This window comes from Spongiivirga sp. MCCC 1A20706, assembly GCF_046524175.1.
Classification (GTDB): domain Bacteria; phylum Bacteroidota; class Bacteroidia; order Flavobacteriales; family Flavobacteriaceae; genus Spongiivirga.
The window spans coordinates 428,233-452,926 of the sequence record NZ_JBEFZF010000001.1; the positions used below are offsets into that span (position 1 = coordinate 428,233).

Annotated in this window: 22 protein-coding genes; 8 read left to right on the forward strand and 14 right to left on the reverse strand. The window is 36.9% G+C overall.

Features of this window, described 5'->3' with window-relative positions:
- Positions 1-42: 42 nt before the first annotated feature.
- Positions 43-753 carry a hypothetical protein gene (locus ABN763_RS01950; protein ID WP_410483724.1) on the reverse strand — a complete coding sequence of 237 codons (711 nt, stop codon included), beginning with the start codon at positions 751-753 and terminating at the stop codon, positions 43-45.
- Positions 754-772: 19 nt separating this feature from the next.
- Positions 773-2,464, reverse strand: coding sequence for a gamma-glutamyltransferase (ggt, locus tag ABN763_RS01955; protein ID WP_410483725.1), 1,692 nt, complete (start codon positions 2,462-2,464; stop codon positions 773-775).
- 267 nt (positions 2,465-2,731) lie between these two features.
- On the opposite strand from ggt, the gene ABN763_RS01960 reads away from it, so the two are divergent.
- The gene (locus ABN763_RS01960; RefSeq protein ID WP_410483726.1) at positions 2,732-4,231 is read left to right on the forward strand and encodes an aminotransferase class V-fold PLP-dependent enzyme; all 1,500 of its coding nucleotides are present in this window, start codon (positions 2,732-2,734) and stop codon (positions 4,229-4,231) included.
- On the opposite strand, the gene ABN763_RS01965 is transcribed toward ABN763_RS01960, so the two are convergent.
- On the reverse strand, positions 4,228-4,821 hold the full coding sequence (locus ABN763_RS01965) for an ACP phosphodiesterase (protein WP_410484167.1): 594 nt from the start codon (positions 4,819-4,821) through the stop codon (positions 4,228-4,230). The genes ABN763_RS01960 and ABN763_RS01965 overlap by 4 nt on opposite strands.
- A 214-nt stretch (positions 4,822-5,035) precedes the next feature.
- On the opposite strand from ABN763_RS01965, the gene glmM reads away from it, so the two are divergent.
- On the forward strand, positions 5,036-6,424 hold the full coding sequence (glmM, locus tag ABN763_RS01970; RefSeq protein WP_410483727.1) for a phosphoglucosamine mutase: 1,389 nt from the start codon (positions 5,036-5,038) through the stop codon (positions 6,422-6,424).
- A gap of 114 nt (positions 6,425-6,538) precedes the next feature.
- Here glmM and hutG read toward each other — a convergent pair whose 3' ends face one another.
- Genes hutG through hutH form a run of 4 tightly spaced genes read right to left on the reverse strand, consistent with a single transcriptional unit; the run spans position 6,539 to position 12,302 of the window.
- Positions 6,539-7,528: a formimidoylglutamase gene (gene hutG / locus ABN763_RS01975; RefSeq protein WP_410483728.1), complete on the reverse strand. Its 990-nt coding sequence runs from the start codon at positions 7,526-7,528 to the stop codon at positions 6,539-6,541.
- Positions 7,528-8,760: an imidazolonepropionase gene (hutI, locus tag ABN763_RS01980; protein WP_410483729.1), complete on the reverse strand. Its 1,233-nt coding sequence runs from the start codon at positions 8,758-8,760 to the stop codon at positions 7,528-7,530. Before hutI ends, hutG begins: the two co-directional genes overlap by 1 nt.
- A gap of 42 nt (positions 8,761-8,802) precedes the next feature.
- Positions 8,803-10,806: a urocanate hydratase gene (locus ABN763_RS01985; protein ID WP_410483730.1), complete on the reverse strand. Its 2,004-nt coding sequence runs from the start codon at positions 10,804-10,806 to the stop codon at positions 8,803-8,805.
- A gap of 5 nt (positions 10,807-10,811) precedes the next feature.
- Entirely contained in the window at positions 10,812-12,302 is a 1,491-nt protein-coding gene (hutH, locus tag ABN763_RS01990; protein WP_410483731.1) for a histidine ammonia-lyase, read from the reverse strand.
- An 86-nt stretch (positions 12,303-12,388) separates the two neighbouring features.
- Here hutH and ABN763_RS01995 point away from each other — a divergent pair, with 86 nt between their 5' ends.
- Positions 12,389-13,273: a LysR family transcriptional regulator gene (locus ABN763_RS01995; protein ID WP_410483732.1), complete on the forward strand. Its 885-nt coding sequence runs from the start codon at positions 12,389-12,391 to the stop codon at positions 13,271-13,273.
- A gap of 111 nt (positions 13,274-13,384) precedes the next feature.
- Here the strand turns inward: ABN763_RS01995 and ABN763_RS02000 are convergent, their stop codons facing one another.
- From ABN763_RS02000 to ABN763_RS02025, 6 genes are all read right to left on the reverse strand, one after another.
- A complete protein-coding gene (locus ABN763_RS02000; protein WP_410483733.1) occupies positions 13,385-13,690 on the reverse strand; it encodes a DUF6787 family protein in 306 nt (101 codons plus the stop codon).
- Between the two features lie 29 nt (positions 13,691-13,719).
- Positions 13,720-14,160: a DUF6146 family protein gene (locus tag ABN763_RS02005; protein WP_410483734.1), complete on the reverse strand. Its 441-nt coding sequence runs from the start codon at positions 14,158-14,160 to the stop codon at positions 13,720-13,722.
- Positions 14,161-14,242: 82 nt separating this feature from the next.
- Complete coding sequence (locus ABN763_RS02010; protein ID WP_410483735.1) at positions 14,243-14,875, reverse strand: DUF937 domain-containing protein; 633 nt, start codon at positions 14,873-14,875, stop codon at positions 14,243-14,245.
- A gap of 97 nt (positions 14,876-14,972) precedes the next feature.
- Positions 14,973-15,926 (reverse strand): D-2-hydroxyacid dehydrogenase, encoded by a 954-nt coding sequence (locus ABN763_RS02015; protein WP_410483736.1) that lies wholly within the window; start codon positions 15,924-15,926, stop codon positions 14,973-14,975.
- Positions 15,927-16,006: 80 nt separating this feature from the next.
- Complete coding sequence (gene serC, locus ABN763_RS02020; RefSeq protein WP_410483737.1) at positions 16,007-17,071, reverse strand: 3-phosphoserine/phosphohydroxythreonine transaminase; 1,065 nt, start codon at positions 17,069-17,071, stop codon at positions 16,007-16,009.
- 84 nt (positions 17,072-17,155) lie between these two features.
- Entirely contained in the window at positions 17,156-18,220 is a 1,065-nt protein-coding gene (locus ABN763_RS02025; protein WP_410483738.1) for an acyl-CoA reductase, read from the reverse strand.
- A gap of 68 nt (positions 18,221-18,288) precedes the next feature.
- Between ABN763_RS02025 and ABN763_RS02030 the strand changes: the two genes are divergently transcribed.
- On the forward strand, positions 18,289-18,639 hold the full coding sequence (locus ABN763_RS02030) for a 4Fe-4S dicluster domain-containing protein (RefSeq protein WP_410483739.1): 351 nt from the start codon (positions 18,289-18,291) through the stop codon (positions 18,637-18,639).
- Positions 18,640-18,692: 53 nt separating this feature from the next.
- On the opposite strand, the gene speB is transcribed toward ABN763_RS02030, so the two are convergent.
- Positions 18,693-19,472 (reverse strand): agmatinase, encoded by a 780-nt coding sequence (speB, locus tag ABN763_RS02035; protein WP_410483740.1) that lies wholly within the window; start codon positions 19,470-19,472, stop codon positions 18,693-18,695.
- 149 nt (positions 19,473-19,621) lie between these two features.
- Here speB and ychF point away from each other — a divergent pair, with 149 nt between their 5' ends.
- From ychF to ABN763_RS02055, 4 genes are all read left to right on the forward strand, one after another.
- Positions 19,622-20,716, forward strand: coding sequence for a redox-regulated ATPase YchF (gene ychF / locus ABN763_RS02040; protein WP_410483741.1), 1,095 nt, complete (start codon positions 19,622-19,624; stop codon positions 20,714-20,716).
- 30 nt (positions 20,717-20,746) lie between these two features.
- A complete protein-coding gene (locus ABN763_RS02045) occupies positions 20,747-21,643 on the forward strand; it encodes a DMT family transporter (RefSeq protein WP_410483742.1) in 897 nt (298 codons plus the stop codon).
- 117 nt (positions 21,644-21,760) lie between these two features.
- Complete coding sequence (locus ABN763_RS02050) at positions 21,761-23,620, forward strand: DNA topoisomerase IV subunit B (RefSeq protein ID WP_410483743.1); 1,860 nt, start codon at positions 21,761-21,763, stop codon at positions 23,618-23,620.
- Between the two features lie 177 nt (positions 23,621-23,797).
- Positions 23,798-24,673 (forward strand): M48 family metallopeptidase, encoded by an 876-nt coding sequence (locus ABN763_RS02055; protein WP_410483744.1) that lies wholly within the window; start codon positions 23,798-23,800, stop codon positions 24,671-24,673.
- Positions 24,674-24,694: the final 21 nt, after the last annotated feature.

Genomic DNA, 24,694 nt, shown 5'->3' on the forward strand with positions numbered 1-24,694 from the left:
TTGCCAACTGCCAACTGCCAACTGCCAACTGCCAACTGCCAACTAGTTATACCCTTTCAAATTCCCCATATCTAGTTCTAAAAATAATAATTGATGTGAGGCGGGCAAACGTGCACCTGATTGAACAATCTTCCAATCATCCCAACTGGCTTCGATACCTCCAATAGGAATAATTTTGACCCACATTTTATACGATTCAGGAAAACCATTGTCATTTAATTTCCATAAGTAAGAATCCCCTGGTGTTGTACCGCCGGTGGCATAGGTTACTAATAACCCCTTAGATCCGTCTTCGTTGTGTACAATACTTCTGGTTGTACCAGAATCGAAGACCTTAAACGGAGCCACTAACCAAAAGGAATCGTTATTAAAATAGTCAATTGCTTTTTGGATTTTTTGTTCAGCTTCTTCAGCAATTAACTTGGTTCCACTTTTGTAAACAACACTTTTTTTTGGGTGGTTTAAATTCACTTTTGCTTCAATATCATTCCAAGAAACATCAACAAGTCCAAGGTCTTTGTCCCATTTATACGTGTGTAACCCTTTGAAGGTCCATTCTAGATAGCGTGTACTTCTATAAGATGTTTGATCGACAGCTTTAAGCATTTTTTCCGCAAGTGCATCTGCTTCTGCACCTTGTTTTCCTTCCGGTAACGGTTCATGGTAGATGAAATAGATAATTAAAGATGCAAGGATTAATAGCCCTACAAAAACGCCCAATATCTTCAAGAAAACTTTCAGTATTTTTTTCATTTATTGTGATACCTGTTTTTTAAAACCCGGCTGCAGCATCATCACCTCGAGGATCAGCACCACCTTCTAGTTTACCATCTTCCAGTATTAAAATAGCATCTACTTTCCCTATTATAGGGGTACGGTTTTCGTTGATTAGATACTTTTTATCTTTTAATTCACTAAGTAATTCCGTTGAGAACGCATCTGGTTCAAAAGTGATAACATCGGGTAACCATTGATGGTGAAAGCGAGGAGCGTTTACGGCCTCTTGCATTCCCATATCAAATTCGTGAACATTTAAAATAGTTTGTACTACCGATGTAATAATGGTTGATCCCCCTGGAGTACCAACTACCATCCATAACTTCCCATCTTTTTCAACAATAGTGGGAGTCATGGAGCTTAACATGCGTTTTCCGGGAGCAATACTATTTGCTTCAGCTCCAATAAGCCCAAACATATTAGGCACACCCGGTTTCGAGCTAAAATCATCCATTTCATTGTTTAAAAAGAAACCTAATTCTTCACAGTATAGTTTTGACCCATAGGCTCCGTTTAAGGTAGTTGTTACAGAAATCGCATTTCCGTATTGATCAACAATAGAGTAGTGGGTGGTTTCCATGCTTTCTGCTGTCATATTGATCGTACCATGACTGACAGATTCTGAGGTAGTAGCTGTATCAAATGAAAAAGAATCCATTCGTTCTGTTAGATAGCTTTTAGAAATCAATGCTTCGATAGGGATATCGCTAAAATCTGGATCGCCTAAAAAGAATGATCTATCGGCATAAGCTCTTCTTTCAGCTTCTGTAATTACTTGAATCGATTTAGCAGAATTATGGCCGTAATCGTCTAAGTCATAAGGCTCGATCATTTTCATGATTTGCGCAATACAAACACCACCACTTGAAGGCGGACTCATTGAGATTACTTTCATGTCATCATAATCAAAAACAACCGGTTCTCGCCATTCAGGCTTATAGTTCACTAGATCCTCTTCTGTAATTATGCCTCCCGCTTGCTGCATAAAGGCTGCCAGTTTTTTCCCGGTTTCCCCTGTGTAAAACTCCTGAGGTCCCTTATCTTTTAGTAAAGTCAATGTTTGCGCTAGTTTTGGGTATTTTATTACATCTCCCTTTTTAAAGTCCTTTGCTAAGAAGAAATTCGAGTCGTTGACAATTAAGAACTTTTCTTGCTGTGCTTTTAAACGCTTGGCCTGATTTTCTGTTACGAATACTCCCTTATTGGCAAGATCGATTACGGGTTGAATGATATCAGCAATTGGTAGTTTACCAAATTTTTTGTGAGCCTCAAAAATACCTGCAATTCCTCCGGGAACACCAACAGCCATGGCTCCTAATGTACTTTTATCAGGTATTACATTACCTAATGAATCCAGATACATATCTCTAGAGGCCGCCAATGGTGCTTTTTCTCGATAATCAAGGCTTCCGTAACTACCATCATTCATTCTGTAAACCATAAAACCACCACCTCCTATACTACCTGCGAACGGGTATGCTACATTTAATGCCAGATCAACACCTAGCATAGCATCAAAAGCATTTCCGCCATTTTCTAAGATAGCTTGTCCGATTTTAGAGGCTTCTTCCCTTGCTGATACCACCATGGCTTTTTCGGTAATTAAACCGCGTTGAACTTTTCGCTTACAACTCGTTGTGAAGGCTACAACAAATAATAGTAGATAAAGAATCAAATTTTTTCTCATGCTGCTTGGTTAAAAGTGATAGTTTGTAATTGTCAGATTCAAATATAAAGATTCTCAAGGCAAAATAGCCTTAGTTATCAGTAACAAAGATCTACTTATTCTATAGATTATTTCTATACATTAAATTAGTTAACTATGTTAATTAATTTAATATAAAGCCTTAATTTTGTTGTGAATGTAAAGCGATAACTACCTATTTTTGTAAGGGTAACATTTGTTACATATGTCTATTTCAAATAACGTTAGTTTTGGTTTAAATCTTGTTTTATGGTACCGGCACAAACAAAAGAATCTGCTTCAAAACTTGAAAAATATTTCGAGAAATTTCGTAAAAATATTATAGGGGTCAATCAGGAATTTGAATCGCCCTATGGTACTCAAAAGATAGTATATACCGATTGGACCGCTTCTGGTCGTTTGTATAAGACTATAGAAGAGAAGATGCTTAACAAATTTGGACCTTTTGTAGCGAACACGCATACTGAAACTACCGTATCTGGTACGGCAATGACACTTGCTTATAAGGAAGCACGCAGGTTTATTAAACAACATGTAAATGCCAATGAAGATGACGTTTTAATTGTTGCAGGCAACGGTATGACAGGAGTAATCAACAAGTTTCAGCGCATATTAGGATTAAAGCTACCCGAAAATATGCGCAAGTTTACCAGCGTTCCAGATGAAATAAGACCAATCGTTTTTGTAAGTCATATGGAGCATCATTCTAATCAAACTTCCTGGTTAGAAACAATTGCTCGGGTAGTGGTAATTCCTGGTGATGAAAATGGGTTGTTTTCACTTGAAAACCTTCAAGAATTACTCGAGGAATACAAAGATCGACCTTTGAAAATAGCATCAATTACTGCTTGTAGCAATGTTACTGGTATTCAAACACCGTACCATGAAGTTGCTAAGTTAATGCATCAGCACGGGGGTGTTTGTTTTGCTGATTTTGCGTGTTCCGCACCATACGTAGAAATGAATATGCATCCTGATGATCAAGACGCCTATTTAGATGCAATTTTCTTTTCACCACATAAATTTCTGGGAGGGCCGGGTTCTTCAGGAGTTTTAATCTTTAATAAAAAGTTGTATAAAAATATGGTTCCTGACTGCCCTGGTGGTGGAACCGTTAGTTGGACCAACCCTTGGGGAGAACATAAATATATAGATAGTATAGAAGACCGAGAAGATGGTGGTACACCGGGGTTCCTTCAGACAATAAAAACCGCTTTAGCCATTAAGTTGAAGGAGCAAATGGGAATACACAATATTATAGAACGAGAACACGAGATATTGGATCGTTTATTTGATATTTTAGGCGAAATACCGAATCTACAAATATTGGCACCTAACCAGAAAGATCGTCTGGGGGTTTTTTCATTTTATATAGATGAACTTCACTATAATTTGGGAGTTAAAATTCTAAATGACCGTTTTGGTATTCAAACTAGGGGAGGTTGTAGTTGCGCAGGTACTTACGGACATTATTTATTGCATGTAGATCAGGAAACTTCACAATCTATCGTAGATCAAATTTTGATAGGTGACCTTATAAAAAAACCGGGATGGATCCGTATGTCTATTCATCCAACCATGACTTGCGAAGAGATAAAGTATGTATGCAAAAGCATCAAAACTCTCGCAGAAAATCATGAAGAATGGGCAAAAGATTATAAGTATAATCCAAGTAATAACGAATTTGAACACATAGACTTTAAAAGTGGAACGTTAGAAAAAGTAAATAGCTGGTTTAATTTAGATTAACTTGCTTGTAATGCGGCCAACGTTTTTTTTGCAAACACTATCAATTCTTCAAAAAAATTAGTGAATTCAGTTTCGAATTCTGTGTAAAACTCTTCCAATTCAATTACTGCAAAATTCATTTTGGATTTGTTTTTAGTGCGCCGATTCATTTGATGTAGAATCTTGCCAATCCCTTTTACCGTGGCATAGCTTTTTAACCAATTATCAGCGATCATATAAGGCATCATGTGCTGAATTCGCTCTGGTAGCATATCAAAATTATTTTCCAGCAAGTCATAAAAATCATTTACATAATCTTCTAATGCTATATCGCAGTATTTTTTCCAATTTTTAGCTAGAAAATGATCGTATAAAATATCTACGATAACACCGCTGTAGTGACCGTAATTTTTATGTAATCGTTTAGTGCTTTGCCGTACAATTGGATGCTTATCGGTATAAGTATCAATTTGCCTATGCAGTAAGATTCCGTTTTGAATGGATTTAGGAAATTCCTTGTATTTCTTTCCTCGAATACTATCAGCAATGAAATTCCCAATTTTTATGTGATCATCATTTCCGGAAAGATAGATATGAGCAAGAAAATTCATTGCTCTAAAGTACCGCTTTAAGTTGAAATTATGGCGTGGTTTCATGCGAAATGAAGATTTTTACTAATTAAAGTACCAAGGGATCAGCTTAAATTGTTTTAATGATTTGATCATAACTTTTTAACCTTCGGCAGAAAGCTGAACAACACGATAAAATGCCTTTTCGTTAGTATTCAAAGCATTATCTTTGACACGTTTTTTATAAAATTACAATATGACACTAATCAAATCGATCTCGGGAATACGAGGTACTATTGGAGGAAAGGTAAATGATAATTTAACCCCGGTTGATACTGTGAAATTTGCAGCTGCCTATGGTACATGGTTAAAAGATTATTGTAAAAAAGACAATCCGAAAGTTGTAATCGGTCGTGATGCGCGAATTTCGGGAGAAATGATTCAAAGTTTAGTTGTAAATACACTAATAGGGCTCGGAATTGATGTTGTTGATCTAGGACTTTCTACCACACCAACAGTAGAAATTGCTGTGCCTATGGAGCATGCCGACGGAGGTATCATTCTAACAGCTAGTCACAATCCGAAGCAATGGAATGCACTAAAACTTCTTAATGAAAAAGGAGAGTTTATCGATGGTGCTGAAGGAGCCAAGGTATTGGACATAGCTGCTAACGAAGCATTTGATTTTGCTGATGTAGATGATTTAGGTAGTGTTACTGTAAATGATCAATATATTGATATTCATATTGATGAGGTGCTAAAACTATCGCTGGTTGATGAAAATGTAATAAAGGAAAACAAGCTAAAAGTAGTTGTTGACGGCGTGAATTCTACCGGGGGTATAGCTATTCCTAAGCTACTAAGACGTTTGGGAGTTGAGGTGATAGAGCTGTACTGCGAACCTAATGGGCATTTCCCTCATAATCCCGAACCTCTAAAAGAACATTTACAAGATATTTGTGAACTTGTGGTGAGGGAAAAAGCAGATTTTGGTATCGTTGTTGATCCCGATGTAGACCGTCTAGCTTTCATTAGTGATAATGGTGAAATGTTTGGTGAAGAATACACTTTGGTTGCCTGTGCCGACTATGTATTAAGTAAAACACCCGGTAATACCGTATCGAATCTGTCATCATCAAGAGCCTTACGAGATATTAGTAACCAGCATGGCGGTAGTTATGAAGCTAGCGCGGTTGGAGAGGTCAATGTAGTCACCTTAATGAAGAAGAACAACGCGGTTATAGGGGGAGAAGGTAATGGCGGGATCATTTATCCAGAATCTCATTATGGTCGTGATTCGCTTGTAGGTACTGCCTTATTCTTAATGTTGCTTGCAGAAAAGAAACAGAAAGTAAGTGAAATAAGAGCTTCTTATCCTCCTTATTTTATGAGTAAAAATAAGATTCAGCTTACTCCAGAACTTGACGTTGATGGTATTTTAGCATCGATAGCAGCCAAGTACAAGGACCAGGACATTTCTACGATTGATGGTGTGAAGATTGATTTTCCTGAAAATTGGGTACACTTGCGTAAATCAAATACTGAACCTATTATCAGAATTTATACAGAAGCTTCGACTCAGGAAAAAGCAGATGACCTTGCGCAAAAAATAATGGGTGAAATTGCTGATGTAGCTGGGCTGTAAATTATTTATTGAAAATCTGCAACACTCTTAATCTACTTTAGAATCGCATTAAGTTTTTAGTTTGTTATTCAATAACAAGAATGAGATAAATTTAAGTTGATGATTTTGATATATTCAGTGTTGATGAAATCGAACTTTATTAACAAATCCTACAATACCATCAATTAACCTTGCTGCTAAATTTGCAGTTGAACTATCTAAATCATACTCTGCATTCATTTCAGCTAAATCACAACTAATTACCTTTTTTGATTTAAATAAATACTTTAATATTGAATTTACAAAGTTTGGATCAAAACCTAATGGAGAAGGAGCGCTAACACCAGGAGCATAAGCAGATGAAAAGCCATCGAGATCGATGGTGATATATAGGTAATCAATAGTTGATAAAAAGTTTTCAAGTCGCTGCTTAATTTGTGTAATATTTTCAACGGTACATTCACTGCTCACTGCATATTGTACGTTGTATGTATTGGCAATGTCAAATAATTCTTTTGTATTCGATGCTTTCTGAATTCCCAATGCAAAATAGGATACCTTATCAAATTCATTTAGAATTTGATTAAAAGGGGTACCTGAATTCCCATTTTTCCTTACTGGCCGAAGATCAAAATGAGCATCAAAGTTGATAATCCCTATCCTATTTTTAGGTTGATTTTTTACAAATTCATGAATTCCTTTGAAATGAGCATAAGCAATGTCATGACCGCCACCAATACCTATGGGAAAAATCTTATTCGAAAGCAGTTTGCTAATGATCATTGCAAATGCATCTTGGCAAGCTTCCAGATTATGGTCTATACACGCTACATCGCCAAAATTGGTTATTGTTTTATCAAAATGGTGATATGCTAATTTTGCTAATCGCTCTTTGATAACAGTTGGTCCATTGACCGCGCCAATTCGGCCTAAATTTCGTTGTACACCTTCATCACAGGCATATCCAATAAGTCCTATGTCTGCATTTGATAATGTATTGGTAAGTGAAGCTGGGCTGATTGCTTGATACCAATATTGAACTCCACTTTTCGGGTCCGTATTCCTCCCGGACCAGTTTTCGTTTTCACCTGATTGATATTGAATATGTAAATCTAATGGAGACATTATTGTTCAATTCCGTTTAAAAACACTTTATCAATCAAATTAGAGCCAAAGGAATAGGGTATATAGTCGTATGAACTGATGGGTTTCGTTACGATCAAATTTGCCTTTTTTCCTTTGGTAATGCTTCCAACATCATTTTCTAATCCCATCGCGTATGCACCGTTAATGGTAGCTGCATTTATGGCTTCTTCAGGAGTCATATTCATTTTTATACAGGCAGCAGATATCACAAAATTCATATTTCCCGATGGGGCTGATCCAGGGTTAAAGTCTGTAGCCAATGCAAGCGGGAGACCTGAATCTATTAGTTTTCTAGCTGGGGTGTACGGAATGCTTAAAAAAAACGAGCAGCCGGGTAATGCGACTGGCATGGTGCCGCTGCCTTTAAGCCACATAACATCTTCTTCAGTAAGTACCTCAAGATGATCAACAGAAAGCGCATTATTATTCACTCCAACTTCAACACCTCCGATCGCATTAAATTGATTTACGTGTATTTTTGGAATTAATCCGTACTGTTTTCCTGCTTTTAGCAATTTTTCGGTATCTACAATATCAAAATACCCTTTCTCGCAGAAAATATCAATATAATCAGCTAATCCATTTTTCGAAATTTCTGGTAATACGTCATTAATCAAATAATCAATATAGGTACTGGCATTTTTATGGGTTTTTGGTAAGGCATGAGCTCCTAAAAAAGTAGCTTTAACTGGAACCGGGTAGTTGTCTCTTAGCTTTTTGATCACCCGAAGCATTTTAATTTCAGCTTCTTTACTTAAACCATATCCTGATTTAATTTCAATGGCACCTGTGCCAAGCTTGATAATTTCTTCAAGCCTTTTACAACTCTGGTTATATAAATCTTCTTCAGACGTTTGCTGTAATTTGCTTGCAGAATTTAAAATGCCACCGCCTTTGTTTGCTATTTCTTCATAAGATAGTCCATTAATGCGATCAACAAATTCGCCCTCACGGTTTCCCGCATATACGAGATGTGTATGTGAATCACACCAACTAGGTAAAATCATTTTTCCTTCACAATCAACAACTTCTCCGGCCAGATCATTGGGTACGTTTTCCATCGAACCAAAATCTGAGATTAGCCCATCTTCCACTACTAGAAACGCATTTTTAAGAGTAGGAAGTATGTTCATCTCACTACCGGAAACATAGGGGATACTTGTTTCTCGAGTTTGAATCAGTTCTTTTATGTTTTTGAAGAGCTTCTTCATTGTTTATCTGAGTGCGTTTTCATTTTTTTAGGAATTACGTGATTATGCTTCGAAAAGCCCTTCCAATAATTCATCATCAACTAAATTTGGCAAGGTTACTTTTAGATTTTTAGTCCGTTTCATTTCTCGTTTGATAGCGAATAAGGCTTCTTCATTTCTGGCCCAACTGCGGCGCGCAATACCGTTATTTACGTCATAAAAGAGCATACTTTTTAACCTTGACTCCGCTTCTTTGGTGCCATCAAGTAACATTCCAAAGCCGCCATTCATGACTTCGCCCCAGCCAACGCCACCTCCATTATGTATGGAAACCCAGGTAGCACCTCTAAAACTATCACCTATCACATTATGAATGGCCATATCAGCAGTAAATTTGCTTCCGTCATAAATGTTAGAGGTTTCTCTATAAGGAGAATCAGTACCACTTACATCATGGTGATCTCTTCCCAAAACTATCGGACCGATCTCTTTGCTTGCAACGGCATCATTAAATGCCTTTGCGATTTTAGCTCTTCCTTCTGCATCGGCATATAAAATTCTAGCTTGTGAACCCACTACCAGTTTATTCTCTTTTGCTTCCTTGATCCATTTAATATTGTCCCTCATTTGGAGTTTAATCTCATCAGGACTTTCCTGCATAATTTCAGAAAGTACGCTTGCTGCAATGCTATCAGTTTTATCGAGGTCTTCACTTTTTCCAGAAGTGCAAACCCATCTAAAGGGACCAAAACCATAATCAAAACACATAGGTCCTAATATATCTTGAACATATGAGGGATATTTAAAATCAATTCCGTTCTCTGCTATTATATCAGCTCCTGCACGGGCACTTTCCAACAAAAATGCGTTTCCGTAATCAAAAAAATATGTTCCTTTTTCAGTATGCTTATTAATGGAAGCAGCATGTCTTCTAATGGTTTGCTGAACCTTTTGCTTGAAAAGTTCAGGATTTGATCGTAGTAATGAATTCCCTTCTTCATAGCTCATGTCAACCGGGTAATAGCCTCCTGACCAAGGGTTGTGAAGCGATGTCTGATCAGAACCTACATGAACAAAAAGGTCTTCAGTATCAAATCGCTCCCAGACATCAACAATGTTACCAATAAAGGCTATCGATATGGTTTTCTGTTCACGTTGCGCTTGGCGCACCTCTTTAACCAGTTGATCAATATCTTTTATTAACACATCAACCCAGCCTTGATCAAATCGTTTATTAGCAGCATCCGGGTTAATTTCGGCACAGACGGTAACACAGCCTACAATATTGCCCGCTTTAGGTTGTGCACCGCTCATGCCGCCTAGTCCGGCGGTTAAGAATATTTTACCAGCCGGGGATTCGTTTTTATCTAAAATATTTCTAAATGCATTCATTACAGTAATGGTAGTACCGTGTACAATGCCTTGCGGACCGATATACATATAGGATCCCGCGGTCATTTGGCCGTATTGTGTTACACCTAATGCATTATACCGTTCCCAATCATCTGGAGTGGAATAGTTGGGAATCATCATTCCGTTAGTAACGACAACCCTTGGTGCGTCTTTAGAGGAAGGAAATAAACCCATTGGATGCCCTGAATATATATGCAATGTTTGATCATTGGTCATTGTTGCTAAATACTGCATCGACAACAGATATTGCGCCCAGTTTTGAAAAACGGCGCCGTTACCCCCATACGTTATCAATTCATCAGGATGTTGCGCTACCGTAGGATTTAGATTATTTTGAATCATTAACATGATCGCCGCAGCTTGTTCTGATTTGGCCGGATATTCTTCAATGGGTCTAGCATACATTTTATATTCCGGTTGAAACCGATACATGTAAATACGACCATAAACACTTAATTCTTCAGCAAATTCTTTTGCCAGATCATGATGCCAAGATTTTGGGAAATATCGCAAGGCATTTCTAATGGCTAGCTCTTTTTCTTGTTTAGAAAGAATATCTTTCCTTTTAGGAGCATGATTGCTGTTAGGGTTAAGTGGTTTTTTTGAAGGTAATTCTTGTGGAATACCCTGTAATATATGTTCTCTGAAAGTCATATTTTCTACGCTACGAATATTTTTTTATCCCGAACCAGTTGTATTAACACTTGAATATCTGGATTAAGATATCGATCATCTTCAAGTTTGGCAACATGCTCGCGTATTAAATCAAAATTTTTCTCTAATAGGGTTGAAAACTTAAGAGGACGTCTAAATTCCATTGCTTGCGCTGCGTATAACAACTCAATAGCCAATATTTTTTCAAGATTGTTTAGCACTTGATTAAATTTTCTTCCAGATATGCTTCCCATCGATACATGATCTTCCTGACCCATAGAAGTAGGCACACTATCCGCTGATGGAGGGAAGCAAAGTGATTTGTTTTCAGTTACCAAAGCGGCTGTAGTATATTGCGGGATCATTAAACCGGAATTCAATCCACCACTTGTAACTAGTAACCTTGGTAAGCCATGATGCCCTTCTAAGAGTAAATAGCACCTTCGATCGGATATATTGCCTAATTCTGCGGCTGCAATAGTTGCATAGTCAAGCGCCATAGCTAATGGTTGACCATGAAAATTACCGCCGGAAATAGCTTCATTTTTGCTGATAACAATCGGATTGTCGGTCACTGAGTTCATCTCTATTTCTGCCAATTCTTTTAAGTGCATATATGCATTTCTTGATGCACCATGAACCTGTGGCATACAGCGTAAAGAATATGGGTCTTGTACACGACCACAGTTTGCATGTGATTCCAAATTTTCTGATCCGTCCAGAAGACTTCTAATTCGACTTGCCACTAATATGGAACCATCATATGGTCTTAGTTTATGTAATTCAGCTTTAAAGGGAGAGCTGCTGCCTTGATAGCCCTCTAGACTCATTGTTCCCGAGATATCAGCTAAATCAAGCAAGTAGCTCATCTTATGAAGACCAACAATGGCATGAGCTAATATAAACTGGGTACCGTTAATTAAGCCTAAGCCTTCTTTTGCTTTGAGTGCTAACGGACTAATTTCATTTTCTTTGAGAACATCACTCACCGATTTTATTTCTTGACCTATCCAGAAATTACCTTCACCTATTAGGGGCAAAAATAAATGGGAAAGAGGGGCAAGGTCACCGGATGCACCAACAGACCCCTGTTCAGGGACGACCGGAATCCAATCTTTTTCAATAAAAAATAAAATGCGATCAATCACTTCTTTTCTAACACCCGAATGCCCAATACTTAATGCGTGGACTTTGCAGATCATCATTAATTTAGAAATAAAAGGATCGATGGGTTGCCCCACACCAACAGCATGACTTATTAGGAGATTTTGTTGAAGTTGATTAGTATCCTCAGGTGAAATCTGCGTGTCGCATAGTGGTCCGAAACCTGTATTGATGCCATAAACTGCCTTGTCGCCATTCGCCATATCTTCAACCAGCGCACGGCACTTATTTATTTTAGAAACAGCATCAGAAGTTAATTGACCCTGAAGCTCACCATTGGCTAGCTGAATTACCTTTTCTAAGGTTAGTTTATCTATTCCGTACTTAAACATAAGAATGAACTGGCTTGAATAAGTTTGATATGTATAAAGTTACAATTACTTTTGATGCGTAATAATATCAATTAATATTATTTTTGATGCGTTTAAGTAATCAATTAGAACTTCGACATATTCGTTATTTTCTTAGTGTTGCGGAAGAACTGCATTTCAGAAATGCCGCAGAAAAACTATATATTTCTCAGCCAGGGTTAAGCAGGCAAATAAGGCAATTAGAAGAAACCTTAGGTATTCATTTATTTGAGCGGCATAATAGAAAAGTGGTACTTACAACAACTGGACAGTATTTAAAGGGGGAATTCGAAAGTATTTTTAAAGATATCGAAGCTGCGGTACACCATGCTCAGTTATTAGAAAAAGGCATAGAAGGTCATTTGCGTCTTGGCTTTATAGGCTCAGCAATGCAAAATGTAATTCCTGATTTTTTAACTAACGTTAGAAATGAATATCCAAATGTTCAGTATGACCTAAAGGAAATGGATAATAAGCAACAAATAGATCGGTTACTAAGTCAGGATATAGATATTGGTTTTGTTAGGTTGGATAAAGTCCCAGTGGGACTGCATATGAAACCCGTTTTTGAAGATACATTTTCGCTTGTTTTACCAAAAGGTCATCGTATTAATAAGGATAATTTTAAAAGTTTAACCCAACTTATAAATGAACCATTTGTTTTATTTGATGCTTCCTACAGCGGATCCTATTATCAAAAGGTGATGAAAATTTTTGAGGATAGTGGGTTTAACCCCAAAATAGCGCATAATACTGTTCATGCCACAACCATATATCGCCTGGTAGAGCGCAAGTTTGGACTATCTATTGTACCCAGCGCCCTTCAAAAAGGATATAAAATGGATATTAAATTTATCCCATTGACCAACATCAAGCATCGAACAACTTTACAGATGGTTTGGAACAAAAAAAATAATAACCCTGTGCTCAATACTACTATTGGACTAGTATGACATTTATTTGGAAGGAGGCATGAAAATTAGAAACTATACAGATAGATAAAAAAAGATTTTAACTAGAAAACTTAGAATTTAGTACCAAAACTTAGTTATTAAACAATAAAGCTAGTCTCCAAAAAGAAATCCCAAACCTAGACGTTTTAGCATTTTTTTTTCAAAGCCCCAAAAAAACTGGAATTGTCCAAATAGCCATCCGAAGAAAACCAATAATACTTGATATATTGGGAATATTAGTAAAATTCTTACAGTCCAATACAAAAAGCCGTTGGTAGTTTCCCTTTCTAAACCTATGAACGATGTAAGAGGCTCAGCAAGTTTCGCTGCAGTAGAACCAGTTATCGCAAAAACAATAAATATGATGACTATTTGCCAGTTAGAGTTAATACCCCAACGTTGTTTTAATTTTTCCATAGCGCTAAAAACGCTGCAAATATAATTATTTATACTCTAGGTAAGAAGCCAGATAGTCTTTGGTTATAACGCCTTTGGAAGAAGATGAAATAATTGTAGAGTTTATAGTTCACCTCGTAGCCGTAATCAATATTAGGGTCGTAGTTAATGCGCAGCTCATACAAATTAGGATTAAATCGTTGTGGTTGTAGCACTCGTAAATTCCATTCGGTTACGTAAATTTGATTTCTACTTTCTAAAAATTGCTGCGAATAGTATCCCGCAGGTCGGGCTATACTTTGAAGCCAATAATTAAATCCAGGTTCGATAATGATAATTTCATATTCGGTTTTATCGCTGGATATTGTAACAGTATCATTTCCCTTGTTGGTAAATTCGTTTTTATTAGTAGGAGAGGTATTGATATTACTAGTTGATGAACATGCTACAATAAAACACAGAATCCCACAAATAATCAATAACTGCTTCATAATACTAGTCCTTTAAAACAACAAAAGCAATGTACAAATAATACATTGCTTTTGTAAATATTTTATAAAAGAGTTAACCTAGTTATTTGCCGAATAAACCTCCAAGCAAGCCTCCAAGGCCTCCTTTTTTCTTGCTTCCGCCAAGAACCATTCCAGCAACATCATCAAGAACGCTTCCGTCCCCATCGGCGTCAATCAACGAGGCAATTAAGCTTTGATTTTGTTTTGGTTGGCCACCAAGCATGCCTCCTAATAATGCGTTCATTCCACTGGCGTCATTTACATTCGATTGTTGTTTTTGTTTTCCCAGAAAGCCCATCAATAAAGGTGCCGCGACCTGCAATATTTGCCCTATTGATCCAGCATCAACACCAGACTGGCTGCTTAAAGCATTTTGAACATTTGCTTGATTACCTCCAAGTACATGGCCTAGAATACCGGCGCCATCGTTCATAACTGAATCATCAACACCACCGTCAAACAAACCGCCTAAATTGTCAAGAATACTACCATTGTGCTTTCCAGAAAGCGCATTCATTAATCCGGCAGCACCTTGCTCAGTTTGCACGTTTTTTTTCATGGCGCCCATTAAAACGGGTAAAGCCATACTCAGCACATTGGATGTGTCTGATGCGGAGGTACCTGTTTGATTACTTACACCACTAATCATTTGGCGACCCATATCGCTATTTAAAAGATCTAATATTCCTGACATTGTATTCTGTATTTTAGTAAATTAATATCATCGGTAAGATACAAAAAAGTCCCGCTGAAATAGCCGGACTTTCTTCGATGGTTTTTTACACAATCGTTTAACCGGCAAAAATATCGATAATCTGTGTTGCTAACTCGGTGCCAATGCGGTCTTGAGCTTCACCGGTAGCAGCTCCAATATGTGGAGTTAGCGAAACTTTTGGGTGCATTAATACCTGTATAGCCGGTTTTGGTTCTTCTTCAAACGTATCCAATCCTGCAAAGGATAGTTTATTTTCATTTAATGCGTCTAAAAGTGCAACTTCATCAATTACACCACCTCTCGCTGCATTGATAATGCAGGCCCCAGACTTCATTTGATTAAATTCTTTTTTGCCAATTACATATTCTTTTTGCGCAGGAACATGTAACGTTATGAAATCTGATTGATTTAGTACAGCCTCCATTGGCTGTGTTTCGATCTGAAATGTGGTACTTTGGCCATCGAAGAAATCTAATGTAATATCGGCCTTATCGATAAATTTATCTGCAGCCAACACACGCATACCAATACCTAAAGCAATTTTAGCTACTTCTTGACCGATACGCCCGAAACCTATAATACCAATAGTTTTCCCTCTTAATTCAACACCTTTGGCATATGCTTTTTTTAGATCTTTGAACTTAGAATCACCATCTAAAGGCATATTTCTATTGGCGTCATATAAAAAACGAACGCCGCCATACAGATGGGCAAAAACTAATTCTGCCACCGAGCTTGATGAAGCTGCTGGCGTGTTTATAACCTTAAGGCCTTTTTCACGAGCATAAGCTACATCAATATTATCCATACCAACACCACCACGACCAATAATCTTTAAGCTAGGGCAAGCGTCAATGATATCTTTTCTCACTTTTGTTGCAGAGCGCACCAAAAGCACATCAATTTTTTCTTCGTTGATATAATTAATTAACTGTTCTTGCGCTACCGTTGTGGTATTTACTTCAAACCCTGCGGCTTCTAAAGCTTCAATTCCGCTTTGTGAAACACCATCGTTTGCTAATACTTTCATTTTTATAAGTTTAAAGTCTAAAGTTTAAAGAGTGTTTATCTTTTTTTAAACCCCGTAATTGATTTTACATTTACTTGAATTTAGGCTTTACGCTCTAATTCACTCATAACATCTACCAATACGCCAACACTTTCTAATGATAAGGCGTTGTACATTGATGCTCTGTATCCGCCAACCGATCGATGTCCGTTTAAACCGTTTACTCCGGCTTCCTTCCACATAGCATTAAAAGTTTCAGTAAGGTCATCGCGGGTGAGGCTAAAAGTCGCATTCATATTCGAACGATCTTCTTTCGCTGCGAAGCCATCGAACAGTGGATTTAACTCTATTTCGGAATAAATCAGGTTTGCTTTTTTCTCGTTAATCTCTTCAATAGCAGCGACACCGCCATTGGTTTTAAGCCATTCCATGGTTAGCATCGAAGTGTAAACGGCAAAAACAGGCGGGGTATTAAACATACTGCCCTTACTTAGTTGTACTTGATAATCTAACATAGAAGGTATTTGGCGCTCTACCTTGCCCAAAATATCTTCTTTGATAATTACCAAAGTTGTTCCGGCAGGTCCCATATTCTTCTGAGCACCAGCATAGATCAAATCAAATTTGGTAAAGTCTAATTGTCTAGAAAAAATATCACTACTCATATCACATACCAATGGTACGTTGGTAGTAGGAAATTCTTTTATCTGTGTGCCAAATATGGTATTATTACTAGTAAGATGTAAATAGTCTAAATCTTCAGGCACACTAAAATTCTTAGGGATGTAATTAAAGTTTTTGTCTTTTGATGAAGCCACTTCGACGATGTCTCCAAACAATTTTGCTTCTTTAATAGCTTTAGAACTCCACGTACCTGTATTCACATAACCTGCCTTTTTACTCAATAGGTTATACGCTACCATCAGAAATTCCATGCTAGCCCCACCTTGTAAAAACAGTGCTTTATAGCCTTTGCCTTGAAGGTTTAAAAGTTCAAGCGCCAGACTTCGCGCTTTTTCCATGATATCAACAAAATCTTTACTTCTATGAGAAATCTCTATAAGTGAAAGTCCGGAGCCATTTAATTCCACAACGGCTTCAGCGGCTTTTTGCATTACTTCCTTAGGCAATACACACGGTCCTGCACTAAAATTATGTTTCTTCATTTTCGATAATTATTATTATTGATATAAAACGTTGCAAAGGTGCTAATTTAATGACGAAAAGCAGATATCAAAATCGCATTTTATTCAAGATGTTTTTAACAAAAATGCAACGGTGTCTTCGCCATCTGCATAATCATGTAGGGCTGGGCATTGTGTTTGACCAAAACTTATTTCGTTGTCTATAAAACCTTTAGATACAATACATTGAATTTGGTCTTCATCTTTTTTAAGGCGTTGTTTTAGCTCACTTTTATCTTCATAAGTTTCATAAAATAACGTAGCGATTGGAGAACTATAACTTTTATCTTCTTTAATCATTAAAAAACCGTTTTCTAACATATCGAATTGGCTCATAATATAAACGGCTTTATTGTAGTCGTAGTTGTTGGCATATTTTGCGGTTTCAATAATCGCAGATTGATGGTAAACTCCTTTAAATATGTTGTCAAAATCATATCCTTTTGGGACAAAGACTTTCGAAACACTGCGGCATCCAAGACCGTAATATCTGAAAATATCTTCGCTCAAATTTCGCATCTCTTCTTCGGTTTCGGTTCCCGTTAGCACCGCCACCGAATTGCGATTCTTTCTAATGATCGCAGGTACATCTTTAAAATAATATTCAAAATATCGGGCAGTATTATTGCTCCCAGTGGCGATAACTGCATCAAAATCTTCCAGTTTTCCTTCTGTAAATTCGATTTTACCTTTAAATGAAGAGTCAATATATTCTAGGTACTTTGAAAGAAAGGGCAGTAGGTGCTTATCGTTTGATGACTGCTTCACTATCACCTTATGCCCGCTAATTAAGACACACAAGAAATCATGAAATCCTACTAGGGGAATATTCCCTGCCATTACAATTCCTATTTTGCTAGGAGTAGAAACATTTTGAATAGTATATTTTTCTAACCAATTCGTTAATTTTTGTGATGTAAGTTGTTGGCTCCAACCTTCAAGAGCATATAAAATGTTGTCTTTGGTAAACCATGCATTATCCTCTTCAGCTAATTTTATTTGGTGCAAAAACCCATCAAAGAACAACTCGTTAAAGGGAATTGAATCTTTTTTTGAAATTGATGATCTGTTGAATTGAGATAAAAACTTACCCAATTTTGCAAAGGCTTCAATTCTAGATGTTAAATCCATACAAAGGTTGTATATAAACCGTACAGGCTTTATTTTTGCAGCAAAATTAAGCAAATAAGAAAAAGAAAATGGCTATAATCATAACAGATGAATGTATAAATTGTGGTGCCTGTGAGACTGAATGTCCTAATACCGCAATTTATGAAGGGGCAGATGATTGGCGCTATTCTGATGGAACAAGTCTTGTTGGAGATGTGGTATTACCAGATGGTAAATCTGTGAATGCTGATGAAGCTCAAGAACCTGTTTCTGATGAGATTTACTATATAGTTCCAGACAAGTGTACAGAATGTAAAGGTTTTCATGAAGAACCACAATGTGCGGCAGTGTGTCCTGTAGACTGTTGCGTACCTGATGAAGATAACGTTGAGACAGAAGAGGTCCTTTTAGGTAAGCAGCGTTTTATGCATCCTGAATAAGTAAGATGTACGATAATTTCTAAAATCCTGAGTGAAAACTCAGGATTTTTTGTTTATCTACATTTTACAGCAAGTTCTTTTAAAATTTTAGCACAAACCATGGCAGTCATCTTATTGTAATCTCTTGTCGGATTGTACTCAACAATATCGGCACCAATTATTGGACCTTCTACTTGCTGAATAATACTTAGTAACTCCCGTGTAGTAAGACCTCCCGGTTCATAATGCGAAATACCTGGTGCAAATGCAGGGTCGAGCGCATCAATATCTACCGATATATATAGAGGGTCTTGAAGTTGAGGAATTCGGTCTAACGCAAAATCTTTCATTTCTATTGAAGCCACTCCGTACTTCTTCACTTGTTCTCTCTGATGTGTATTAAAGGTCCTAATTCCAACCTGAACCAGTTGTTTTGCTAATCCATCTTCCATAATTCGGGCAAACGGACATGCATGGGAGTATTGATCGCCCTCGAATTCATGATATAGGTCTCCATGTGCATCAATATGTAGGATATTTAATTGACCATACTCTTCATAAAAAGCTTTAATAATTGGATAGGTGATCGAGTGATCTCCTCCCAAGGTGATTAAGGAATTGTTTTTATGCAAATTATTGGCAGTGATCCCTTCTATATCAAAATAACTTTCAATCCGAAAATCACCTTTATCATCAAAAATAGAAGGCTTTATTTCAATATCTTCTTCAGCGAAGTAGTTTGCTGAATCGGAATTGTATGCCTCTCTTATTAAAGGTGGTGCTAAAGCCACCCCTTTTGCGAATGAAGATTTCTCGTCATATAAAATACCCTGTAATGCAATTTTGTTTTTCATTAAATGAAATCGATAGTAGTTACTAAAATAAGAAAAGATCGATTGAATCATCTTATTATTCTAAATGACATATCACTTATAAAAAGACAGTCATTAAAATGTTATTTCTTCCTTGATAATACTATCTTTGCGCTCTTAAAATTCATACTATGAAAGCCGGTATTGTCGGACTCCCAAATGTTGGTAAATCTACCTTGTTTAATTGCCTGTCAAATGCAAAAGCGCAAAGCGCGAATTTTCCTTTTTGCACCATCGAACCTAACATTGGTGTTGTGAATGTACCAGATACTCGATTAGAGAAACTAGAGGAGCTTGTAAACCCTGAAAAAGTAATACCTGCTACTGTTGAGATTGTTGATATCGCTGGTTTGGTTAAAGGTGCTAGTAAAGGTGAGGGTTTAGGAAATCAATTTTTAGGAAACATTCGTGAAACAGATGCAATTTTACATGTTTTGCGTTGTTTTGATAATGATAATATAGTACATGTTGATGGCTCTGTAGATCCCATAAGAGATAAGGAGACCATCGATATGGAACTGCAGTTAAAAGATCTAGAAACCGTTGAGAAAAAGTTAGAAAAAGTTACGCGAGCTTCACGAACTGGAAATAAAGAAGCGTTAAAGGAGCAAGGAGTTTTAATCCGGATAAAAGAAGGTTTAGAAGCTGGAGCTTCGGTCAGAGCTATTGACTTTTCCGATGATGATCGTACAGAATTTGTTAAACCTTTGCAGTTTATTACTGATAAACCGGTTTTATATGTGTGTAATGTTGACGAAGGCAGTGCGGTTAGTGGCAACGATTACGTTGAAAAAGTAAAAGAGGCTGTAAAGAACGAAAATGCCCAAGTTTTGGTTCTAGCGGTAGGTACCGAAGCTGATATTACAGAACTTGAAAGTTATGAAGAACGCCAAATGTTCTTAGAGGATATCGGACTTGATGAGCCTGGTGTTTCGAAGTTAATCAGATCGGCTTATGCCTTGTTAGATCTTCAAACCTATTTCACTGCAGGCGAAAAAGAAGTGCGCGCCTGGACCGTAAAAGTAGGTTCAACTGCACCACAAGCAGCAGGAGTAATTCACACTGATTTTGAAAAAGGGTTTATTCGTGCTGAAGTAATTGCATATAATGATTATGCACAATATGGTAGTGAAACCAAAGTGAAAGAGGCTGGAAAAATGCGTGTTGAGGGTAAGGAGTATGTTGTGAAAGATGGGGATGTAATGCATTTTAGATTTAACGTTTAGTTACCAGATCAATACAAATACAATTCCCTAATGAACACTTCTAAAAACTTCAGTTTAGGGATCCTACTAGGAATTGTTGGCGTTGTTATGTTCTCTTCTAAAGCGGTTATGGTGAAACTCGCTTATAACTATGAGGTAGATTCTGTTAGCCTATTACTGCTTCGTATGTTGTTTTCATTTCCTTTTTATGTGATTATTGCTATTATATATTCTAAAGAAAAAAGAGAAGGAACATTACATAACAAACATTATCTGTGGTTAATTGCTTGTGGTATTTTAGGCTATTATCTAGCAAGTTTCTTTGATTTTGAGGGCTTACAATACATAAAAGCAGGTCTTGAACGCATTATTTTGTTTTTATACCCCACGATTGTATTGATCTTAAATAAGTTATTTCTAAAAATACCGATTACAAAACTACAGGCATTGGCCATTTTTTTGACTTATTTAGGTGTCATTTTTGTTTTTTGGGAAGAGGTGAATCTAGAAGGAGAAAACGTCTATCTCGGTAGTTTCCTTATTTTATTAAGTGCATTAACCTATGCATCTTATATTGCTGGTAGCGGTTGGTTGATTCCGAAGTTTGGGGTGATGAGTTTTACGGCTTATGTTATGATCGTTTCATGTATTTGTGTATTTGTACATTATCTTTTTACAAATACAACAAGCCTTTTTAGTTTTCAATGGCAAGTGTATGTACTTGGTGGGGCAATAGCATTAATCGCCACAGTAATTCCTTCATTTTTGGTTTCGGCATCCATAAAATTGATCACTAGTTCTAATTTTTCAATTGTGGCTGGCATTGGTCCAATATCTACCATTATAATGGCGTATTTCTTCTTAAAAGAAACCCTAACAGCTATTCAATTTTTAGGTTCGTTTGTTGTTATCGCAGGCATATTGTTGATTAAGGTGCGAAAAAAGTAAGTCTTTTTTTTCTTAACAATCCTGCTGTTTCGTTTGTTAATTACTTTACTGGTGCAGCATTTCTTTTTTTGTAATGAACCTTTATATTAGCAAACATTCACTTTGTTTTATCGATCTATGGCACAACAGTCCGCATATACTGAAGATAATATACGTTCACTCGATTGGAAAGAGCATATTCGTATGCGTCCCGGTATGTACATTGGTAAGTTAGGGGATGGTTCTAGTGCTGATGATGGAATATACATTCTTATCAAGGAAGTGCTCGATAATTGTATTGACGAATTCGTGATGGGCGCTGGCAAAACAATTGAAGTTTCTGTTCAGGATAATCGCGTTATTGTTCGTGATTACGGGCGCGGTATTCCGTTGGGAAAAGTGGTCGATGTGGTATCTAAAATGAATACTGGTGGTAAGTATGATACTAGAGCATTTAAAAAATCAGTAGGATTAAATGGGGTGGGTACAAAAGCGGTGAATGCCCTTTCTACTTTTTTTAGAGTGGAGTCAACAAGAGATGGAAAATCAAAATCAGCTGAATTTGAAATAGGAAATCTGGTTAACGAAGAGTTGCTAGAAGAGACCTCAAGAAGACGAGGGACCAAGGTGACTTTTATTCCCGATGATAGTATCTTCAAAAAATATAAGTTTCGTCATGAGTACATTGTAAAAATGATTAAAAATTATGTTTATCTCAACCCGGGATTGACAATGATTTTTAATGGCGAAAAATATTTTTCAGAAAATGGGTTGAAAGACCTACTTGAAGATAGCACGAATACGGATGACATGCTATATCCAATCATTCATTTGCGCGGTAATGATATTGAGGTGGCTATAACACACAGTAAAACGCAGTATAGCGAGGAATATCATTCGTTCGTAAACGGGCAAAATACAACTCAAGGGGGGACACATCTTTCCGCATTTAGAGAAGGTATTGTAAAAACAATCCGGGATTTCTACGGAAAGAGTTATGATGCTGCTGATATACGAAAGTCGATTATAGCCGCAATTTCTATTAAGGTAATGGAGCCTGTTTTTGAATCACAAACAAAAACAAAACTAGGTTCTACAGATATGGGTGGAGATTTACCTACGGTTCGCACATATGTGAATGATTTTCTTGGAAAATACTTGGACAACTTTCTTCATAAAAATGCGGATGTTGCTGAAGCTATCCAACGCAAGATTTTGCAGGCAGAACGTGAGCGCAAGGAGTTGTCAGGTATTCGAAAGCTGGCTAAAGAGCGTGCTAAAAAAGCAAACCTTCACAATAAAAAACTACGAGATTGTAGAGTGCACTTAGGCGATTTAAAAAATGATCGTCGTTTAGAAACCACCTTGTTTATAACGGAAGGAGACTCTGCTAGTGGATCGATTACTAAGAGTCGAGATGTCAATACTCAAGCTGTATTCAGTCTAAAAGGAAAGCCGTTGAATTCGTATGGTATGTCTAAAAAGATTGTTTATGAAAATGAAGAGTTTAATTTACTACAGGCTGCATTAAATATTGAGGAAAGTCTCGAAGATTTGCGATATAACAATATTGTTATCGCAACTGATGCTGATGTTGATGGTATGCATATTCGGTTGTTGCTCATTACGTTCTTTTTACAATTTTTCCCAGAGCTTATAAAAGAAGGGCATTTGTACATCTTGCAAACACCCTTATTCCGGGTTCGGGATAAAAAAGAAACCATTTATTGTTACAGTGACGAGGAACGAAGAAACGCTATTGATAAACTAAGAGGCAAGCCGGAAATAACTCGATTTAAAGGGTTGGGTGAAATTTCTCCTGATGAATTCAAGCATTTTATAGGAGATGATATTCGTTTAGACCCTGTAATGTTAGATAAGGCAACATCCATAGAAGAGTTGTTAAGCTTCTATATGGGTAAAAACACACCCAATAGACAAGAGTTTATTATTAACAACTTGAAAGTGGAGTTGGATGTAGTTGAAGAAGATGTCTAACTAGTTCAGAGTTTAGAGTTATGAGTTTAGAGTATTAAATGTGAAAATAAAATAGTCTTCCCTCCTTGAGGAGGGATTTAGGGAGGTATAAAAACCAAATATTATCCTCATTTAAATAACAAACAAAAATTGATTAACTACAAAGTACACCCCAAAGAGAAGTTATATTATACCCTTATGGTCATCATTACCCTGTTGATCATTAGCCCGTTGATTGTACTGCCAGTTATTGAACCGTTATTCCTTACGATTATTCTTCCCATTGCAGGGATAATTTTGCTGATAGGTCTTATTATTCTTGTGTCTCAGGGCCTATTAATAGGGTTGATTAAAGGAGCAGGAGTGCGAGTATCAGAAAAGCAATTTCCTGATTTGCATAAAGTAATTATAAAGCAATGCCAGGCACTTGGTATTAAAAATATACCCAAAACGTATATTATTGAGTCTGCAATTCTAAACGCATTTGCAACCCGCTTTGCTGGATCTAACTATATGATACTGTTTTCTGAATTAGCGGAATTAATTCTAAGTGAAGATGTAGAGAAAGATGTTGTTGACTTTGTAGTTGCCCATGAGCTGGGGCATATTAAACGCAACCACATTACAAAGAAGTTGCTAGTATATCCTTCGCTATTCGTTCCCTTTTTGCCACAAGCATATTCAAGAGCATGTGAATACACCTGCGATCGTATTGGTACGAAGTTGAGTCCGACTGGTGCGGTTGCTGGAATTAAAATGCTTGCAGCTGGAAAAAAACTTGCCAGAAAACTAAATGTAAAAGCGTATGCGGAACAGACGCAGCAAGGAGAAGCCGGATTTTGGACTTGGATTTCAGAAAAACTATCAACACATCCGCATTTATCAAAAAGGATTACTCCTGAAATGCTCAAAGCTGATTTTATAGCGACGGCATCTGGAAAGAACACCTATTTTGAAGAAAAAGAAAAACCTAAAACAATAAGTTCAACTAAAGAATCAATTGACGACATCAAAAAAGCTGCGAAGCCTGATGATTACCAGTCGGATGATCACAATAAGTATTTACCTAAATAATTCTGAATTCTAAATTTTAGA

Bases quoted from the DNA above. Each gene is read 5' to 3' on its own strand.
- ABN763_RS02050 (WP_410483743.1), top strand. From the start codon at position 21,761: ATGGCACAACAGTCCGCATATACTGAAGATAATATACGTTCACTCGAT.
- ggt (WP_410483725.1), bottom strand. From the start codon at position 2,464: ATGAGAAAAAATTTGATTCTTTATCTACTATTATTTGTTGTAGCCTTC.
- ABN763_RS02025 (WP_410483738.1), bottom strand. From the start codon at position 18,220: ATGGATTTAACATCTAGAATTGAAGCCTTTGCAAAATTGGGTAAGTTT.
- ABN763_RS02055 (WP_410483744.1), top strand. From the start codon at position 23,798: ATGGTCATCATTACCCTGTTGATCATTAGCCCGTTGATTGTACTGCCA.
- hutI (WP_410483729.1), bottom strand. From the start codon at position 8,760: ATGAAGAAGCTCTTCAAAAACATAAAAGAACTGATTCAAACTCGAGAA.
- ABN763_RS02045 (WP_410483742.1), top strand. From the start codon at position 20,747: ATGAACACTTCTAAAAACTTCAGTTTAGGGATCCTACTAGGAATTGTT.
- ABN763_RS02000 (WP_410483733.1), bottom strand. From the start codon at position 13,690: ATGGAAAAATTAAAACAACGTTGGGGTATTAACTCTAACTGGCAAATA.
- ABN763_RS02010 (WP_410483735.1), bottom strand. From the start codon at position 14,875: ATGTCAGGAATATTAGATCTTTTAAATAGCGATATGGGTCGCCAAATG.
- hutH (WP_410483731.1), bottom strand. From the start codon at position 12,302: ATGTTTAAGTACGGAATAGATAAACTAACCTTAGAAAAGGTAATTCAG.
- ABN763_RS02015 (WP_410483736.1), bottom strand. From the start codon at position 15,926: ATGAAAGTATTAGCAAACGATGGTGTTTCACAAAGCGGAATTGAAGCT.
- ABN763_RS02030 (WP_410483739.1), top strand. From the start codon at position 18,289: ATGGCTATAATCATAACAGATGAATGTATAAATTGTGGTGCCTGTGAG.
- glmM (WP_410483727.1), top strand. From the start codon at position 5,036: ATGACACTAATCAAATCGATCTCGGGAATACGAGGTACTATTGGAGGA.
- speB (WP_410483740.1), bottom strand. From the start codon at position 19,472: ATGAAAAACAAAATTGCATTACAGGGTATTTTATATGACGAGAAATCT.
- ABN763_RS01985 (WP_410483730.1), bottom strand. From the start codon at position 10,806: ATGACTTTCAGAGAACATATATTACAGGGTATTCCACAAGAATTACCT.
- ychF (WP_410483741.1), top strand. From the start codon at position 19,622: ATGAAAGCCGGTATTGTCGGACTCCCAAATGTTGGTAAATCTACCTTG.
- ABN763_RS01950 (WP_410483724.1), bottom strand. From the start codon at position 753: ATGAAAAAAATACTGAAAGTTTTCTTGAAGATATTGGGCGTTTTTGTA.
- ABN763_RS01965 (WP_410484167.1), bottom strand. From the start codon at position 4,821: ATGAATTTTCTTGCTCATATCTATCTTTCCGGAAATGATGATCACATA.
- ABN763_RS02005 (WP_410483734.1), bottom strand. From the start codon at position 14,160: ATGAAGCAGTTATTGATTATTTGTGGGATTCTGTGTTTTATTGTAGCA.
- serC (WP_410483737.1), bottom strand. From the start codon at position 17,071: ATGAAGAAACATAATTTTAGTGCAGGACCGTGTGTATTGCCTAAGGAA.
- ABN763_RS01995 (WP_410483732.1), top strand. From the start codon at position 12,389: ATGCGTTTAAGTAATCAATTAGAACTTCGACATATTCGTTATTTTCTT.
- ABN763_RS01960 (WP_410483726.1), top strand. From the start codon at position 2,732: ATGGTACCGGCACAAACAAAAGAATCTGCTTCAAAACTTGAAAAATAT.
- hutG (WP_410483728.1), bottom strand. From the start codon at position 7,528: ATGTCTCCATTAGATTTACATATTCAATATCAATCAGGTGAAAACGAA.